General features: G+C 57.2%; 15 protein-coding genes. 6 read left to right on the top strand and 9 right to left on the bottom strand.

Translation table 11 applies throughout. The features are described from left to right. Positions 1–69 precede the first annotated feature (69 nt). The 7 genes from XARJCFBP2528_RS09180 to XARJCFBP2528_RS09150 all read right to left on the bottom strand — a co-directional run bounded on the left by XARJCFBP2528_RS09180 (position 70) and on the right by XARJCFBP2528_RS09150 (position 5,261). Entirely contained in the window at positions 70–393 is a 324-nt protein-coding gene (locus XARJCFBP2528_RS09180) for a DUF4880 domain-containing protein (RefSeq protein ID WP_016903885.1), read from the bottom strand. 94 nt (positions 394–487) lie between these two features. Then, positions 488–1,060, bottom strand: a complete 573-nt coding sequence (locus XARJCFBP2528_RS09175; RefSeq protein ID WP_100224805.1) for an RNA polymerase sigma factor — start codon at positions 1,058–1,060, stop codon at positions 488–490. Between the two features lie 462 nt (positions 1,061–1,522). After that, positions 1,523–1,936 carry a hypothetical protein gene (locus tag XARJCFBP2528_RS09170; protein ID WP_026064667.1) on the bottom strand — a complete coding sequence of 138 codons (414 nt, stop codon included), beginning with the start codon at positions 1,934–1,936 and terminating at the stop codon, positions 1,523–1,525. Between the two features lie 166 nt (positions 1,937–2,102). Next, on the bottom strand, positions 2,103–2,588 hold the full coding sequence (locus XARJCFBP2528_RS24145) for a hypothetical protein (protein WP_230673725.1): 486 nt from the start codon (positions 2,586–2,588) through the stop codon (positions 2,103–2,105). Between the two features lie 59 nt (positions 2,589–2,647). After that, positions 2,648–4,114 (bottom strand): XVIPCD domain-containing protein, encoded by a 1,467-nt coding sequence (locus XARJCFBP2528_RS09160; RefSeq protein ID WP_016903889.1) that lies wholly within the window; start codon positions 4,112–4,114, stop codon positions 2,648–2,650. Between the two features lie 14 nt (positions 4,115–4,128). Then, the gene (locus tag XARJCFBP2528_RS24140) at positions 4,129–4,758 is read right to left on the bottom strand and encodes a hypothetical protein (protein WP_047124594.1); all 630 of its coding nucleotides are present in this window, start codon (positions 4,756–4,758) and stop codon (positions 4,129–4,131) included. Between the two features lie 86 nt (positions 4,759–4,844). Next, positions 4,845–5,261: a SymE family type I addiction module toxin gene (locus XARJCFBP2528_RS09150; RefSeq protein WP_047124593.1), complete on the bottom strand. Its 417-nt coding sequence runs from the start codon at positions 5,259–5,261 to the stop codon at positions 4,845–4,847. Between the two features lie 650 nt (positions 5,262–5,911). On the opposite strand from XARJCFBP2528_RS09150, the gene XARJCFBP2528_RS24135 reads away from it, so the two are divergent. The 6 genes from XARJCFBP2528_RS24135 (at position 5,912) to XARJCFBP2528_RS09115 (ending at position 11,638) form a co-directional block, all read left to right on the top strand. Further along, the gene (locus XARJCFBP2528_RS24135) at positions 5,912–6,349 is read left to right on the top strand and encodes a hypothetical protein (RefSeq protein WP_016903261.1); all 438 of its coding nucleotides are present in this window, start codon (positions 5,912–5,914) and stop codon (positions 6,347–6,349) included. Then, on the top strand, positions 6,342–6,632 hold the full coding sequence (locus tag XARJCFBP2528_RS24130; RefSeq protein WP_230673728.1) for a hypothetical protein: 291 nt from the start codon (positions 6,342–6,344) through the stop codon (positions 6,630–6,632). Before XARJCFBP2528_RS24135 ends, XARJCFBP2528_RS24130 begins: the two co-directional genes overlap by 8 nt. A gap of 176 nt (positions 6,633–6,808) precedes the next feature. Next, on the top strand, positions 6,809–7,207 hold the full coding sequence (locus XARJCFBP2528_RS09135; RefSeq protein ID WP_230673731.1) for a hypothetical protein: 399 nt from the start codon (positions 6,809–6,811) through the stop codon (positions 7,205–7,207). A 22-nt stretch (positions 7,208–7,229) separates the two neighbouring features. Then, positions 7,230–8,102, top strand: a complete 873-nt coding sequence (locus XARJCFBP2528_RS09130) for a hypothetical protein (protein WP_047124691.1) — start codon at positions 7,230–7,232, stop codon at positions 8,100–8,102. Between the two features lie 429 nt (positions 8,103–8,531). Further along, entirely contained in the window at positions 8,532–9,704 is a 1,173-nt protein-coding gene (locus XARJCFBP2528_RS23365; protein WP_144422368.1) for a hypothetical protein, read from the top strand. A gap of 1,049 nt (positions 9,705–10,753) precedes the next feature. Then, positions 10,754–11,638, top strand: coding sequence for a hypothetical protein (locus XARJCFBP2528_RS09115; RefSeq protein WP_047124591.1), 885 nt, complete (start codon positions 10,754–10,756; stop codon positions 11,636–11,638). A 219-nt stretch (positions 11,639–11,857) separates the two neighbouring features. Here XARJCFBP2528_RS09115 and XARJCFBP2528_RS23360 read toward each other — a convergent pair whose 3' ends face one another. Beyond that, positions 11,858–12,607, bottom strand: a complete 750-nt coding sequence (locus XARJCFBP2528_RS23360; protein WP_146011214.1) for a hypothetical protein — start codon at positions 12,605–12,607, stop codon at positions 11,858–11,860. Positions 12,608–12,705: 98 nt separating this feature from the next. Next, positions 12,706–15,393 (bottom strand): pyruvate dehydrogenase (acetyl-transferring), homodimeric type, encoded by a 2,688-nt coding sequence (gene aceE / locus XARJCFBP2528_RS09110; protein WP_016903264.1) that lies wholly within the window; start codon positions 15,391–15,393, stop codon positions 12,706–12,708. Positions 15,394–15,593 lie beyond the last annotated feature (200 nt).

Below are 15,593 nucleotides of genomic sequence, written 5' to 3'. Positions count from 1 at the left end.
AGGCAGCGCTGCAACAGAGCGCACATCCAACGGTCTATGCAACACGCAGTGCGGCGTGCGGAGTGCGCGCTACTGCCCCAGCAGGTGATGCACCGCATAGCCAACTGCGGCAACCAGCATCGCTGCCAGCACCAGCCAGGGCCAGCGCTGACGCCGGCCGGAGCGCGACGTCAGCAGTTCCAGATCGCGTGCAGTAGCGGCCTGCAACTCGGCATCATCCAGCACCGCCGACGCGTGTTCGTCCACGTCGAGCAACTGCTGGTAGGCCACACGGTGGCGCGGATCGGCAGCCAGCCATGCCTCACGCGCAGCGCGCTCGGCGGCAGTCTCGCTGCCGCGTCGAACGAGATAGGCGGCCGCCTGCGCGTGGATGCGCCCGGACTCTGCACGCATGGCTGGTGACTCCCGACGGGCCGTCTGCCTGCGCCCTCGTACACGATGCTACCAGCATCTTCCGGCGGCGCCAGCCAGCGGCCTTGCGGGTCGGTTACTGCGGTAATTCCCCCACCGCCGCACGGCACGCCAGCAGTGCACGGCTGATGTGCTTCTCCACCATCTTGGTGGAAATCCCCATCGTCGCGGCGATCTGCGGATAGGTGAGCCCGTCAAACCGGCTGAGCTTGAACGCAAGCCGGCACTTCGGTGGCAGTTCGAGCAAGGTGCGCTTGAGCAGCACATCGAGCGTCTGGCGCGCATCGGCAATTTCGTCCACGCCGGCCTCGTCGGCGCGGATCGGCGCAACCTGGTCCAGCGACACGTGCAGCGCCGCCAGCCGCCGCTGACGCGAGCGCCGCAGCTCGATCACCAGGTTGTGCGCGATGCGGTACATCAGCAGCCGGCGGTCGCCGATGTTGGGCGCATCGCGGTACACCATCATCCGCGAGAAGGTCTCCTGCGCCAGGTCTGCCGCAGTCTCGGCATCGCGCGTACGGCGGCGCAGGTACACCAACAGCTCGGCATGCAATGCGGCCAATGCCTGGTCGAACTCGGCACGGAGACGGTCCCTTTCGGCGAGCGACGGCTGGCCGCGCACCACGGGCGGCCCGTCACGCGAGCTCATCGTGGTCGCCGCGCCTTCGGCCAAGTGCCGCTGCCCACCAACTCCCCCACGCATCTTGCGACACGACGCACCAGCGCAACGCGCGCGCGAGGGTCATGCAAGTGGATCTGAACATGAGCAGTGCAGCCGAAAGAGGGAGAGTGGGTGGTGGGAACCGCACCCCGAACCGCAGCCCCACCTCTTCCTCTATGACGGCAAGCGATGCTAACCCCCTACGTTTTGCGCGTTAGTCAGCATCGGTCGAGATCAACACGCACTCCACCCTGGTCGCTGCAAGCGCGGTCCTGCCCGCGGCATCGCACGGTTACAACGCTTTTCCCCGCGCACTCCATGCGACAGCAAAGCGGCACACTGCAGCAGTTGCAGCCAGCGAATACGCCGCTTGCTGCGAAGCGTGCACCACGCCAATGCATGTGCTCACCTGACGACTGGCGCGTGCATGCCTGCAACGTCGACCACTACTCAGCTTCTGTGTGCCGCCTTTTGAAACTCGACGGGCCCATGAGCGCCCGGATACTTCTTCTTGATCAAGATGCGATCGGACGGCGTGACACAGCTGTCCTGCAGCGAACCGGGCACATGTGCCTCATCAACGAAGAACTCTTCGTAAGGCAAGGGCAGCACGGACGTCTCCGTACCGCGATCGAACTTCAGCAACAGCCTGTCATCGCGCTCGAAGCACAGCCGCTTCCACGCGAAATCGGTCAGCCCGCCGGCCTCGATCACAGCCGAATCCTTGCCGGCCAGCAGCGCCACAACTTGCTCGGAAAACCGCTCCTCGGAAATCGGCGGCTCGATCTTGGCGCATCCCGCAAAGGTGGCAACTACAAGTGCAGCCGATGCGGAAAAGTGACAAGGGAAGATAGCAAATCGCATATGACGCGGCTCCTTCCAGCGGTAGAGCGATGGTCTACCAGAAGCGGCCAGCCTCCGCATCATTGCAAAGGTGGCAACTCCCTATTCCACTAAACGCTAGCCCTACCCACATAACGGACGCACGAATGCAGGGTGCCGTGGAGCCGTTGAGGTTCTGATCAGGCAATTACAGGAGATTTGAGTAGTCGCCGATCTGATTGCATATCTGTGACGGCGGGTTACCCACCTTGACGACTCTCCGTAGCCCCTTCTCATATTTCTCTTTCGGTGCAACCACACGGTAGACGAGATAGAACCCTTGCCGAGTTTCCCAAAGACCAAACGTCGACATCTCTGAAAATCGGAAAATTTCTCCATTAGATTGAGTAACGTCAAAGCTACATTCGGCGTATGCACCGAAGCCACAGCTGGCATCCAGGTAGCGCAGCCCGCCTCGCCCATCCAGATCAAAGTGATAAGAGCGGCCGTTCTCGTCTTCGAAAATCTGCGGTGTCACTCGCAGCGCCTGAGTTGTGTTTGCGCTCTCCCAGTCCAAGACCTCCGCACACAGCGATGAGCCGGACGGCTTGTCCACATCAATCTGAGCGAATATCCAGGTGCAACCCGTTGTAGCGAGGAACCAGAACACGACATTAGTCAGTGAATTTTTCACGGGCACCTCTCAGCCTCCGTCGCATTCGGTGACAGCCAATACCGACGACATGGAGTGTCTCAGCGCGCTATTGATGGTCCTGTCTGAGTAACAGCTTGCTGCGACTGCTCCAGCGCCTGCTGCTGTTCGCGCGCCTGGGCCTGAGTCTGGTTGATTGCCTGCAGGCGATCGAACGACTGGTTCTCTGGCGCCTGCACGGCGTCCACCGTCGGCATGTGCGCACGCTGGTGTGCCGGGTCGTTAAGGGCGCCCTGGACGACAAAGACCTTCTCGCCGCCGGCCAGCTGACCTGTGGGGTTATTGAGCACTACATGATCCACCCGCGACAAGCCTTCCTCTTTGGCCAGCGCAAGCAGGCTGGCAGTCATGCGCTGGCTTGCCCCGTCCCACTCTCTTCCGTGCTGGGCGTCGAGCTGCATCACACCACTTTTGATCTGCTGATATAGCGCGTGGTCTGGGTGGCCTGGCTGTGAGGGCGTCTGCGCTGGGGGACGTGGCGATTGTGGGTCGCGCTCTCGCAGCTCCTGCTCCAGCGCCTGGGCAGAAATCGGCGAGACGTGCAGGTGAGTGTCCTTGCTGTGCTGGAAGAGCCCAGGGGTTGGCGGCTGCGTACTACTGTCCAGGTATGGCATGGGGCGGGTATCGCTGCCCAGGTCAATGCCGTTGTGCTCCAAAATTTCTTCATTGAATCCCAGGCGCTGCATGTCCAGGATCATTGGCTGCTCCGGCTCGCCGGGCTTTGACTTGTTGTAGTGTCGCTCGTAGATGGCGGCTGTGCCGACCACCCACGGACCGTAATGGTTGACGTAGTCGGACTGGCCCGCATGACCGATACGGGTGTCCTTGACCGACTTGTCGAAGTAATTCACTCCCATTGCCTCGACATTACCCGCCGTGGGCGACAACGTCAGGTCGCTATTGAACGTCAGGTTTGCCTTCGGCGTATAGACGCTTGGATAACCGCTGCGCGTGACGAAATCTCTGGCCCGACCATCCGCAAACAGGTACACATCTTCAAGCGTAGGATTAGGGTTACGACTCTTGACCGCGCTCACGATAGCGTTCCATCCGGCTATTTCGGCCGTTGCTTCGTCCGCACGGTTACTGGCAAGCACCTTCTCGCCAGCAGCAGTGTAATCGTGCGTGCTACGGGCGATTTTTATTGCCTCTGTTTTGAACTGTTCCCGCGCAAGCGCAGCAGTGGGACTGTAAAGGCTATGCTGAATTTCATGTCCCAAGACGAAAGTCAAATCGCCTGCTGCTGCATGCTTGCCGTTGGCATCATTCACCAGCGCTGCAAGCGGCAGGTGAATTTCCTGATCGCGTGGATCATAGGTGCCTCCCGCATGCGGATCGTTTAACGGCGCGAAGCCTTTCAGCACCTTTTTCTGCACCGCATCGTTGATCTGGCGGGTCAACTCGGGCGAATCGTTCAGGACCCGGTTGAAGTTGTCCAGATGCTCACGTGTGACACCTGGTTGCTGACCGAATGACGCCACCACAGCACTTGCTTCTTGGCTCAACATGTCCGCTCCTTGGACTAGCGAATTTGAACCCACTCAACGCACTGATGAGTGGTGCGCGCTAAAGGTTCGTCAGCCTCGCCACGCGGGAAGAGCTCTACGCGCATCCCTGGGCGTTGAAAGATATCGCTCATCCATCGCCCATCTTCGACAAGATTGCGTTGTCGCAAGAAACCCATTTTTTCGAGGTGCGCCGCAAATGCCTCGAAGTCGATCTGGCAGATATCCGACATAGACGGAGACGCTTCTGGCGGATTAGGCAGGAACAGGAACTCGAACCATGCACCCTTTATTTCGGTTTTGTTGACACCAAACCCGTAGTTCCAGTTTTGGGTCAGCACTCCGCTGGCACCGAACCGCCCGGAACCATCACCGCGGTGCTGTACCGACTGGCCCATTGCTCGAGACACATGGTCGGCAGTGAACGATTCAATACTGGTGCTTGTGCGAATCAGCTCCAGTACCCGCTCCAATGCTTCCTGCGCGGTACGTGGTCCACCTTTGGAAGGATCTGCAGGTACGTGATTGGCTGAGGAACTCATGGCAGATGTCTCCGTGACGGTTGCCGGGGCTGGGGTGGCCGCCGTGTGGGCGCATGCGCCCAGAGCCAGGGTGGCGAGCAAGGCGTAGAGGGGGCGCGCGATCATGAAGCGTCCGTAGTGCGCTGGTGTGGCTGCGACGCTAGTGGCATCCGGCACCGAGGTCAATCGCAAAGGGTCTGGCAGCCGCACCATCATCGCCGCACGCTGCGCGCCTTGGCCGGCACCTCCACCGGCGGCAACACCTCCATCAACAGCTGCCCTTCGCTGGCGGTGATGCGCAGCTTGGTGCCGATGGCAAAGCCCAGTTGTTCCAGCCATAGGCCGCTGAGGCGGACATGGGGCACGTGCTGGTCGCCGGCGTGGTCGTGGGCGCCGGGGTAATGGGTGTAGCTGACCGTGCATTGGCGCGGGCGGCGGGCGCGGCGGGGTGCGCGTAGCGTGCCGGGGCCTTGCGGGGAGGCGTCCGGGTCGGGCGGCAGCATCGGTGGCAGCTTGGTGCGGTCGGGCTCCACAACAACCCACTGCACCCGCTTGGGCGGCGCGGGGCGCGTACGTGTGCAGATGGGCCGTGCGCTGGCAGATGCCGTGGGTGGGCGGCGGCGTGTCATGGCGCCTCCGGGTGATGGTTGGTAGATGCGGAGACGCGCTGCTGCAGCGCCACGGCACTGAGTGCGAACCGGCCGCGGAAGGTGTGCGGCAACGCACCGAGTTGGCGACTCAGCGGATGCGCGGGATGCTCGCTCGCCTGCTCAACAGCTGCGCGTGCGACGCGCCGGCGCAGTACCTCGCCTACATCTAACAGCGGGTGGTGAGCAGAAGCTGGCAACAGATCAACCGACACAGAGGCCGGCATGGATGGTGCGGTAGACATGGCAACGCCCTCCTGGAACAACCCAAGAACCGCCGCCAACGGCGACGGGATGTCGGGAGGTTCGAAACCGTACATAGTCGGCGGGCATATTCCCCTTGCGGGTGTTGTATTAGCCGCCCTCCCGACGCAGGCATTGCATCGGCTTGTACCTGCAGGATGCAGGCACAAAAAACCCACCAGTTTGACGGAGGTGGGTACCGCTATGTACGGAGTTTCGACGCTCCTTGTGACTAGATTGCGAGTGCAGCGTGTGCGTGTCAATAGCAACTGAGGAGGATGTTTGACGCGTCTGTGTAGCGTGCTGGCGCACGATCGGCAGCTGAGGAATACTGACGATCACAGCCATTCGTTGGCTGCGCGATCCCCGAGGGAAGCCAGGTGAGTTCAATGGATGAAGTAGCAACGGAACACAGCGCCGACATCGATGGAGAAGCGATCAAGCTCACAGACCCGAGCTTTCCATCGCTCTCTTCAGCAATGGCCCATTACGCACAGGTGACCGAGCAGAGCCGCGCCGGCCCAGTCGAGCGCTGGAGCTTGACGATTGGCCTGATCGGTGCCGGCATCGGAATCTTGTCCGGTGCTCTGTTGGACGGCAAAACTGGTAGCTATTTAGCTGTCTTCGGACTTGTGACTGAGCTGACAGGCTTCCTGATTTCGGCAGCGCTAACCGTCAAGCGCGAATGGCCGGGGTTCCGTCGCCCCTATGCGGATCACGCAGAGCTGATGGAGCGGGAGTTCCATCAGTATCAATCGATGGTCGCGGCGCTTCGCAGGTTTCCGCTGGAACAACGGCGTCGACGCGAGGCATGCATTCATGCGTGATCGTCGCACCAACATGCACGACCGCCTGGGCCTGTTCACCGGTGGCATGGAGAAGCTTGGCTTCATGCCTGTCCTGCTTGCCCTCTATTTGCAGTTGAAAGACTGGCGTTTTGGCGACTGGACGGTACTGAGCAAGATCACCCCAATCCAGGGTGTGCTGGCCTTCACGCTACTGTTTGCCTTTGCGATGTCATGGCACCTCATTCGTCTACGTATACGCGTGCAGTCTTACGAGCAATTGTTGGCTGAGGCTAATCGTCAAGACAGCGCCCCCAACAAGTAGATGACCGTCAAGCGCTGCAGCTCGAGCCGTGGCGTAGTAATGAGCCCAAACTGCCATGGAGACATTGCATATCTACTGGCTTATTGTTAACGCCCAAGCGTGGCTGCGAGCGGGTTTTAATATCCTGACTTCTAGCTTGCCGAGGTAGCAGGTGCTAACGTACCTCGTCAGATCCCATGCTGGGCATGAACATGGATATGAAAAGTAGACTGATGTTTGCTACGGGGCTACTCGCACTCTCAACCTTGGCTGCTTGTGCAGGAGGAAACATGCGCTCTGATTACAAGAAGAATGATGTTCAGCCGGTCAAGATCGAAAAATCAGGCGATTCACTTCAAATCACGTACCACATGCCTGCAGAAAGCCTGTTTTATTCTCCCGGTATTGATTTCGTAAATGAGGGCGGCGTATTGCGTATCGCCATCCGTAGATGTGGCATCAAAGAGAAGTGTGATGCCATGGCGAAGGCTGCCTTGCCACCCGCTGAGCCTTGGACACCCAAGGTCACCGTACCGTACGCAGGCGAAAAGGTCGTACTGGTCTACTCAGACACTGAAGAAACGTTGACTCCATAATTCCAGTCAAGGAGCGATGCAAATGGGCACCGAACCGGCTAGTGAGCGCGTTGTGCTTGGAATACATAGCAGGGGTGGACAGGGTGGCCTGACCGATGGCCATGCCTGGATTACGGTCAAACGGGGCAATTCGCCCATAGAGTATTATGGATTGTGGCCCGACGATCATCCGATGGTGGAGGATAACGGGGCTGGCACCGATATTCGCTCCGGAATGGAAAAGACACAGCGTTCTGATGCAGACCGCTACTACGACCTGTCACCGGCTCAAACCAAAGCCCTCGACCAGTCGCTTCGCGAGAATGTCACCTGGGAGCTAAATAACAATTGTTCGTCGTGGGCTAGCGAAACGGTGTCTCGCGTCACCGGGAAGCATATTGACGCGGGAACGTGGTTACCCACTGTGGAAACGCCCAACGCGTTGATCGACACTATTCGCGAGCTGGAGTCTCGACATCCGACGTCCCCGTCCACGCCAGAAGTGAATGAGCCCGCGCGCGAAGTACGATCAAGTAACTCACTTGGGCAGAATGACTCATCACAAGAACGTAGCAACCCTCCGACCAATGCGATGACTGATCCAGGGCACGCTGGAAATCGTCTTTTCGCTGGACTACGCGAAGGGTTGCCTCAGCACATCTCCGATGAACGAGTCGCCTTCGCTGCTCAGCGTGCACACGAAGCTGGAATCACTGACATGTCAAAAGTGAGCCGCGTCATTGAACGCGACGGCGACGTGTTCATCGCAGGAACGACTCCTGGGTTTCGCGCATCGGTACTTGCAGGCGAGCAACCTCCCACCATCGAACATTCCAGTACAGCGCTGGCTCAACGTGCTGCCGCGCAGCCTTCAATGGAATCCGATGCTCAGGCCGTTAGTCCCCGAATGGTTTAGCGAACTGATAGGACCAACCCGGTGCTGACACTCCGCACTGACGCCTCCCCTGCTAGCTTGCGCTTGGCAACGATCCGGTTGGGCAATACAACGCTTGCCGTGCCCTTCTCGATGAAGCGCTGTCCGACGAACTGCTCGCAAGCATCTGCCTTCATCTACAGCAGCAGTGAGTCCTTGGCCACTATGCATTTCGCGCGATGATCGAAAGCCAAGACCCGCCGCTTTGCGTGCGTCAGGCCCGCTCATCGGCTGCGCAAGCTAAGCATTGTCGACTGATAACGTGAGCTGCCCCCATTATTCCCAGCACGTGCCACGCATGAGTACCTAACCGAAATTCCTGCGAAGACATCTCTGAAGTTCTAATTCGAAAATATGCTCGCAATTGATTTTTTATACCCACCATTATTTTTATCTAAACCATGAAAATTCATGCATAGAACATTCGGAAAAATTGCTTGCATAAAAGCATCCAGACCACCGGGATCTATTCCTGAACTTACATTTGAGCGCATGAGGCTGAACCAAAGCAATGGAATCGCCACACAGCTCATACCCGACTGCAACGTAGTAATCGACATGATACTTGCTGCGGGCAGTACAGAGAAGGCGGAGTTGGCCAAAGCGCGCCTTGCCCCGTTCATACATTTCCTCCAGAGCTGCCAGTCGCAAGGTATCACCTACTACCTGAGCCCCTTCATGGGCTTAAATGAAATGCGAAGATCTGAAGCGGCTCTCGGCCCATCAGCGCTTGAAAGATTCAGTGAAAATCACGGACTAACGTGGACAGATACTCATCCACACCTCAAGCCAAACCTCGCCGAAGTCGGGCTAGTAGAACGGGGGTACGATGCGCTATCACCCGAGTCCCAAAGCGTTTTATGTAAAACGTACGGACCAATATTGTTGATGTTAGCGGTTGCACGAGACACTCCTCACCTGTCCCCATTGGCGCGATTTCGAACTTACCTCCGCTTCTACCATCGCATCATTGACGTGGTTTCCGTGAGGGAAATCACAATAGCAAGATTCGTTTTTTCTGTCCCTCCTCCGGCGACCGATCCTGCATATGAAACATGGAAAAACATCAGTCTGAATTTCACTGGACGAAGAGATTTATCTCAAAATTACCCAAGAACATTCCGTCAACTTGACCGGACCGCACTAAATGGGGCACTTGATCTAATCATATTGGATTCCGCACTACTGGCCGATTATAAAGGACTCGATGGCCAACGACTTGATACTTGGGTGGTTACAGCCGACTTGAAGCTAGCAGCTTTGACAGATGCCATACATCATACCGATGGGGGAACAGGCCAAACCGGATTGTTTTTAGCAACCCAAGATTACCGAGACCTAGGTAGGTATTGGAATGAAACCCAAAACGACATGGATAATCTTAACCATAAATTCCGTCCAAACCTGAAATTTTCGGGTGCAGTGCAACGAGCTCGTACAGCCCGAGTGGTGGGATTAGCGCAGCAAGGAATCGATGGAGCAATACGCTGCCCGGGTAGACCTTTGCGTTTTTCAGGAATTCAAGATCCTGATCGTTCCGACTCCAGACCTAACTTTTTGATTATCCCACAACCTTTAGGTTAAATCATAACTGATTCCAGCGTTGATTTTTAAAGGGGCAGGATGTTTAAAGGGAGGGTTTGAAACGACGGGAACAAGTAATCAATCTGAATTTCTCCGGCGGGACGACCACGCGGACGGCCCGTCGTTGGCCTGCCCAATCACGCTCCACCATGGCCTGGAAGCGCGAGTCGCCCAAGGCGCGCTCCTGAATTGGCCGCTGAGCCGCATCGCCGAAGACACCGTGCCCGCCTTATCAGCCTAGACCATTAGGTGCACGAGATGGTCCATCAGCACAGACGCATACGCTCGCAGGCCACGCGTAGTAGCAGGCAATGGTAATGCCGATCCTCATCGTCCAGGAAGACCGCTCATCGGTTCACGTCGCTCTGGACGACATGCAGCGGAACCCCGGGCAGTTCCAGACGCGGCTGACGCGGCATGGCGGGGCCTCCTGCTCAAGAAGCAGACCTCAGCTTGACGGCGGTGACACAGCCCCTGCTATCAGACATCACCGGGCCGGCCTGTACGACCGGCTCGCTAAATTACCTCCGTCCCCTTTTGTCAACCTGACCCAATTACTTCATGATCACCGAATAAGTCAGTCCGACCACGCCGCCAATTCTCTTGCATCAATCGATGTAGTGTGCTATCCAAAGTTCAGTCGCAACCGGTGCGACTCATAGGTTGTTGTATAGGCCATCTCAGCAGTTGAATCACCTCATCCACGGAGAGCATGCTTGGCAACCGTTAGGGAGATAGAAATGATCCGGTCGTTTAGAATTGAATCCAGTGACCTTCCAGGAATCGAAGAATCCGTAAGGGAATGCATTAATCGAGGGCAGTGGCTACTATTTAGATCAGGTAGAGCCGGTGTCGTAGACGGCTCTCCCTACTTCTTAAAGGCTGGCCGTGAAATATTTAAACTCGACAGCCGAGGCAGTCTTCTGGAAAAAATAGTGGACAGCGAATTTAACTTAGGAGTAGATGAGGTTTTTTATTTTTCGGATATTCCTCAACCAGATTCCCTAAGCAATGGCCGTCGCAGGTCGCTATAGATCTCAGGAAAATTAATGGGATTACTTACTGAAAGGACTAACTGGGTACTATTCCTAGCTTCAAATGGAGAACCTGAAGACCGCCATATCAGGGACCTCGCCTTTGGAGTTTTCTGCTTAGAGATTTCAAGAATTTCCCCTTCCGATATTTCGATCTATATAGATGGCAGCAATCGCAGCCTGATCAGCCAAATATTTTCGAGCGGAACGGGTAATAATTATTTAATCAAAAAGTCCGCCGATTTCTTTGTAGATCTAGGTAAAAACACCCACACTAATATGGTTTTATTTGTAACCGGCCACGGGAGCATAGAAGGTTTAGATGCGCCCTCACCGATTACGCCATCTCCGTTATTGCAAGCAATCAGATCAGCACCCGGGCTTAGCAAAGCGGTGTTATACCTAGGCCAATGTGTTGCCGGCATCTTTAACTATGTTGGTGCAGGCACTAAAGTAGCCAAAGAGCCCGGAGCTGATGTAATTATCATTGGCGCGACCAACCTACATTCAAGCATTAGCGCACCTACCACTGAAAATATTCACTCAGGGCCTACGCCGTGGGTAGCGAATCTTTTCCTACTGCACGTTTTCAAGTGGATTTCAGCACCAATGGATGTCGATGGCGACGGTGCAATGACGGTGATGGATTCATATAAATATGCGGGCGTCATGTCCAATAATGCCAATAAAGACATAAAGGTCGTATCCTTCGTAACATCGATGGATTTACACCAAAAATGGCTGAACGCAAAAGCGACATTTGCAGCAAATCCAACACTGGCGAACAGCTTGGCGTATCAGGCAGCAACAGACCTACACCAGAGCAATTTAGACGTTAGATATACACACCAGGAATGTTGGATACTTAATGCCATTCCCGCCCAAAAATTAGAGTTCTGATTACATCAGACTGTATTAGCACTCAAGGTTCTTTTATCTGAACTCATCCCCGACATCAGCAACCTAAAATTAAGAAACAGACATAAAAATTAAAAATATAAATGCTGTAAATACATAGGCGCGAAGTAAGAAGAGATAAACGCGCAAGGAGGAATTTTTTTAATGTTAACCCAACTTAACTATAGAGCGATTTAATTTAATCGTGCTACTAAGCAACCACTAGATATGGTCTACTCCATAATAAAAGACGGGTATAATCGCAATTATAAAGGGAAGTCTACATTCAAAAAATGGCGCGGACCTCATAATCATAGCAGTCTGCATCCGAATAAACAGGGCAGCGCCATGGAAATAGCCTACTCCCACTTTAGCGACCATCTCGAGAGGCATTTTACCCGCCCCCCCCCCAAGACTTCTATCAATTACTGTCCAGACAACAATTCGCCACGCGTCGCCTTCACCGTAAGACTCATACCGTGCCAGTCCAGAATAACGTAGTTTTGGCTTGCGCAAGAGATTTATACGCGACCTTTTTCGGTAATATTTCCGTCTTGCAAGATGCATAATGTACTTAAAATCAGAAACCACTCGCTCAAAAAGGAAATGCGGGCGGAAAACTAATTTGTACTTGTGAAACCTTTCCATCTCTTCATAGAGCACCATTTCGTGCTCGTCCGGAATCCCTATACCCGCAACCGCCCTATGCATTAGAGGTGCAGAGAGTTTCTGAACTGAACGCTGATAATCCAACTTCAAATAATATGAGTAGTGTTGATATGCTCGCAAGAGGAAATACAGCCACAGGACCCACACAGCATGAATTATAGCCGCAGGATTTCCAATTTGGATTTTCAGAAATGATATATTTGCAGAACTATTTATTTCAGCATCTGCATATTTAATAAAAACCAGGAAGAATGAGACTAATATTAAGTTTCTTCGCTTGGCATCAAAACTTTTCTCATCCATCGCACCGTCCTTGCCTACTATTAATCGCAGACTCCCACCCCCCTTAAAATCGAGGCGGCCAGTGGCCGCCTCGATTAAAAAAGCAATTCCACTAAACCTCAAACCCCAACAGGATTCGCCTTCTCAGGATCAATCTTGTACTGCTTGATCGCCCGGGCCACATCCTTGCCCGTCATCTTGCCGTCCTTCGCCAGCGCGGCAATCGCCGCATGCGCGATGTAGTAACGGTCGACCTCGAAGAAGCGGCGCAGGTTGGCACGCGTATCCGACCGACCGAACCCATCCGTGCCGAGCACGGTGTAGGTCATCGGGACGAAGGCGCGGATCTGGTCGGCGAAGGCGCGCACGTAGTCGGTGGCGGCGATGGCCGGGCCCTGGCGGCCTTCCAGCAGCTGGGTGACGTACGGCTTGCGCTGTTCGGCTTCCGGGTGCAGGCGGTTCCAGCGTTCTACGGCGTAGCCGTCGCGACGCACTTCGTTGAGGCTGGGGCAGGACCAGATGTCGGCGGTGACGCCGAAGTCCTTGTCCAGCAGCTCGGCCGCAGCAATGGCCTCGCGCAGGATGGTGCCGCTGCCCAGCAGCTGCACGCGCAGCTCGCCCTTCTTGGGCTTGCCGGCGTCCTTGAGCAGGTACATGCCCTTGATGATGCCCTCGGCTGCGCCGTCCGGCATGCCGGGGTGGGCGTAGTTCTCGTTCATCAGGGTGATGTAGTAGTACTCGTCAATCTGGTCTTCCATCATCGCCTTCATGCCGTGCTGCATGATGACGGTGACTTCGAAGCCGAAGGTCGGGTCGTAGCTACGCACGTTCGGAATCGAGCCGGCGATGACCTGGCTGAAGCCGTCTTCGTGCTGCAGGCCTTCGCCGTTGAGCGTGGTGCGGCCGGCGGTGCCGCCGAGCAGGAAGCCCCGCGTGCGCATGTCCGCTGCCTGCCAGGCGATATCGCCCACGCGCTGGAAGCCGAACATGGAGTAGTAGATGTAGAACGGCAGCATCGGCACATCCGACACCGAGTAGCTGGTGCCGGCGGCCATCCACGAGGCGATGGCGCCCGGCTCGCTGATGCCCTGCTGCAGCACCTGGCCGGTCTGGTCTTCGCGGTAGTACATCAGCTGGTCGGCATCGACCGGCTTGTACTTCTGGCCGAACGGGGCATAGATGCCGATCTGGCGGAACATGCCCTCCATACCGAAGGTGCGCGCCTCATCGGCCACGATCGGCACGATGCGCGGACCCAGTTCCTTGTCGCGCAGGGCGATGTTGAGGCTCTGCACGAAGGACATGGTGGTGGAATAGCTGCGCTCGCCGCTGTCCTTGAGCAGGCGCTCGAACTTGTCGAGCGTGGGCGCCACGAACGACTTGCTGGCCTTGGGGCGGCGCGAGGGCAGGAAGCCGCCCAACACGTTGCGGCGCTCCTTGAGGTACTGCACTTCCGGGGAATCTTCGCCGGGGTGGTAGAACGGCACCTGGCCGTCTTCCAGCTGGGCGTCGGTCACCGGGATGTTGAAGCGGTCGCGGAAGTGCTTGACCGCCGCGTCGTCCAGCTTCTTGGTCTGGTGGGTGGGGTTGAGCGCCTCACCGGCCGAGCCCATGCCGTAGCCCTTGACCGTCTTGGCCAGGATCACGGTGGGCATGCCCTTGGTGTTCACGGCCTGGTGGTAGGCGGCGTACACCTTGTGCGGGTCGTGGCCGCCACGGTTCAGGCGCCAGATGTCGTCGTCGGACAGGCCGGCGACCATGGCCGCGGTCTCCGGGTACTTGCCGAAGAAGTTGGCGCGCGTGTAGGCGCCGCCGAAGGCCTTGCAGTTCTGGTATTCGCCGTCGACGGTTTCCATCATCAGCTTGCGCAGCACACCGTCGGTGTCCTTGCCCAGCAGCGCGTCCCAGTAGCCGCCCCAGAGCAGCTTGATGACGTTCCAGCCGCCGCCACGGAACACGCCTTCCAGCTCCTGGATGATCTTGCCGTTGCCGCGCACCGGGCCGTCCAGGCGCTGCAGGTTGCAGTTGACCACGAAGATCAGGTTGTCCAGGCCTTCGCGGCCGGCCAGCGCGATGGCGCCGAGGGTTTCCGGCTCGTCGCTCTCGCCGTCGCCGATGAAGCACCACACCTTGCGGTCGGACTTCTCGATCAGGCCGCGGTTTTCCAGGTAGCGCATGAACTGCGCCTGGTAAATGGCGGCCAATGGGCCCAGGCCCATCGACACGGTGGGGGTCTGCCAGAACTCGGGCATCAGCCACGGATGCGGATAGGAGGAGATGCCCTGGCCGTCCACTTCCATGCGGAAGTTGTCCAGCTGGGCTTCGCTGATGCGGCCTTCCAGGAAGGCGCGGGCGTAGACGCCCGGGGCGCTATGGCCCTGGATGAACAGCAGGTCGCCCGGGTGCTGGTCGCTGGGCGCGCGCCAGAAGTGGTTGAAGCCCACGTCGTACAGCGTGGCGCTGGAGGCGAACGAGGCGATGTGGCCGCCCAGGTCGCCCGGCTTGCGGTTGGCCCGCACGACGGTGGCCATGGCGTTCCAGCGGATGATCGAGCGGATCTTCCACTCCAGCGCGGAGTCGCCGGGGTTCTTGGCCTCGTTGGCCGGTGCGATGGTGTTGACGTACTCGGTGGTGGGCGAGAACGGCAGGTAAGCGCCGGCGCGGCGGGTCTGTTCGACCATGCCTTCCAGCAGCTGATGGGCGCGCTCCGGGCCTTCGACGTCGATGACGGCCTTGATCGATTCGAGCCACTCCTGCGTCTCAAGCGGGTTCGGATCGTTGTGCAGCACTTCGTTCAACCAGTTCATTAGCGCTCCCGGGGGGACACACCCCGCGGGTGTGTCGACATCGTGAATTCGTGAACCCCCAAGTGTACCGCACGCACCTGTTGCCATTCCTCGCTACGGGTGCGTATGGAATGGGACGGTGTCGTGCGCGGGTGGGGTACTGATGCCGGCTGGGACGACGATCCGGTGCAGCGGGCGCTGCCGGTATACGACCAAAGGAT

The sequence above is a fragment of the Xanthomonas arboricola pv. juglandis genome (assembly GCF_001013475.1).
In the GTDB taxonomy this organism is placed as follows: domain Bacteria; phylum Pseudomonadota; class Gammaproteobacteria; order Xanthomonadales; family Xanthomonadaceae; genus Xanthomonas; species Xanthomonas arboricola.
The sequence above is the reverse complement of the archived record's forward strand: the minus strand, read 5'-3'. Positions and strand labels throughout refer to the sequence as shown.

What these genes read in the sequence shown, in the direction of transcription:
- XARJCFBP2528_RS09175 (WP_100224805.1), bottom strand. Translation starts at nt 1,060, where the DNA reads ATGAGCTCGCGTGACGGGCCGCCCGTGGTGCGCGGCCAGCCGTCGCTC.
- XARJCFBP2528_RS23365 (WP_144422368.1), top strand. Translation starts at nt 8,532, where the DNA reads ATGCATAGAACATTCGGAAAAATTGCTTGCATAAAAGCATCCAGACCA.
- XARJCFBP2528_RS24140 (WP_047124594.1), bottom strand. Translation starts at nt 4,758, where the DNA reads ATGATCGCGCGCCCCCTCTACGCCTTGCTCGCCACCCTGGCTCTGGGC.
- XARJCFBP2528_RS24135 (WP_016903261.1), top strand. Translation starts at nt 5,912, where the DNA reads ATGGATGAAGTAGCAACGGAACACAGCGCCGACATCGATGGAGAAGCG.
- XARJCFBP2528_RS09160 (WP_016903889.1), bottom strand. Translation starts at nt 4,114, where the DNA reads ATGTTGAGCCAAGAAGCAAGTGCTGTGGTGGCGTCATTCGGTCAGCAA.
- XARJCFBP2528_RS09135 (WP_230673731.1), top strand. Translation starts at nt 6,809, where the DNA reads ATGCTGGGCATGAACATGGATATGAAAAGTAGACTGATGTTTGCTACG.
- XARJCFBP2528_RS09180 (WP_016903885.1), bottom strand. Translation starts at nt 393, where the DNA reads ATGCGTGCAGAGTCCGGGCGCATCCACGCGCAGGCGGCCGCCTATCTC.
- XARJCFBP2528_RS09170 (WP_026064667.1), bottom strand. Translation starts at nt 1,936, where the DNA reads ATGCGATTTGCTATCTTCCCTTGTCACTTTTCCGCATCGGCTGCACTT.
- XARJCFBP2528_RS09130 (WP_047124691.1), top strand. Translation starts at nt 7,230, where the DNA reads ATGGGCACCGAACCGGCTAGTGAGCGCGTTGTGCTTGGAATACATAGC.
- XARJCFBP2528_RS09115 (WP_047124591.1), top strand. Translation starts at nt 10,754, where the DNA reads ATGGGATTACTTACTGAAAGGACTAACTGGGTACTATTCCTAGCTTCA.
- aceE (WP_016903264.1), bottom strand. Translation starts at nt 15,393, where the DNA reads ATGAACTGGTTGAACGAAGTGCTGCACAACGATCCGAACCCGCTTGAG.
- XARJCFBP2528_RS24130 (WP_230673728.1), top strand. Translation starts at nt 6,342, where the DNA reads ATGCGTGATCGTCGCACCAACATGCACGACCGCCTGGGCCTGTTCACC.
- XARJCFBP2528_RS23360 (WP_146011214.1), bottom strand. Translation starts at nt 12,607, where the DNA reads ATGGATGAGAAAAGTTTTGATGCCAAGCGAAGAAACTTAATATTAGTC.
- XARJCFBP2528_RS09150 (WP_047124593.1), bottom strand. Translation starts at nt 5,261, where the DNA reads ATGACACGCCGCCGCCCACCCACGGCATCTGCCAGCGCACGGCCCATC.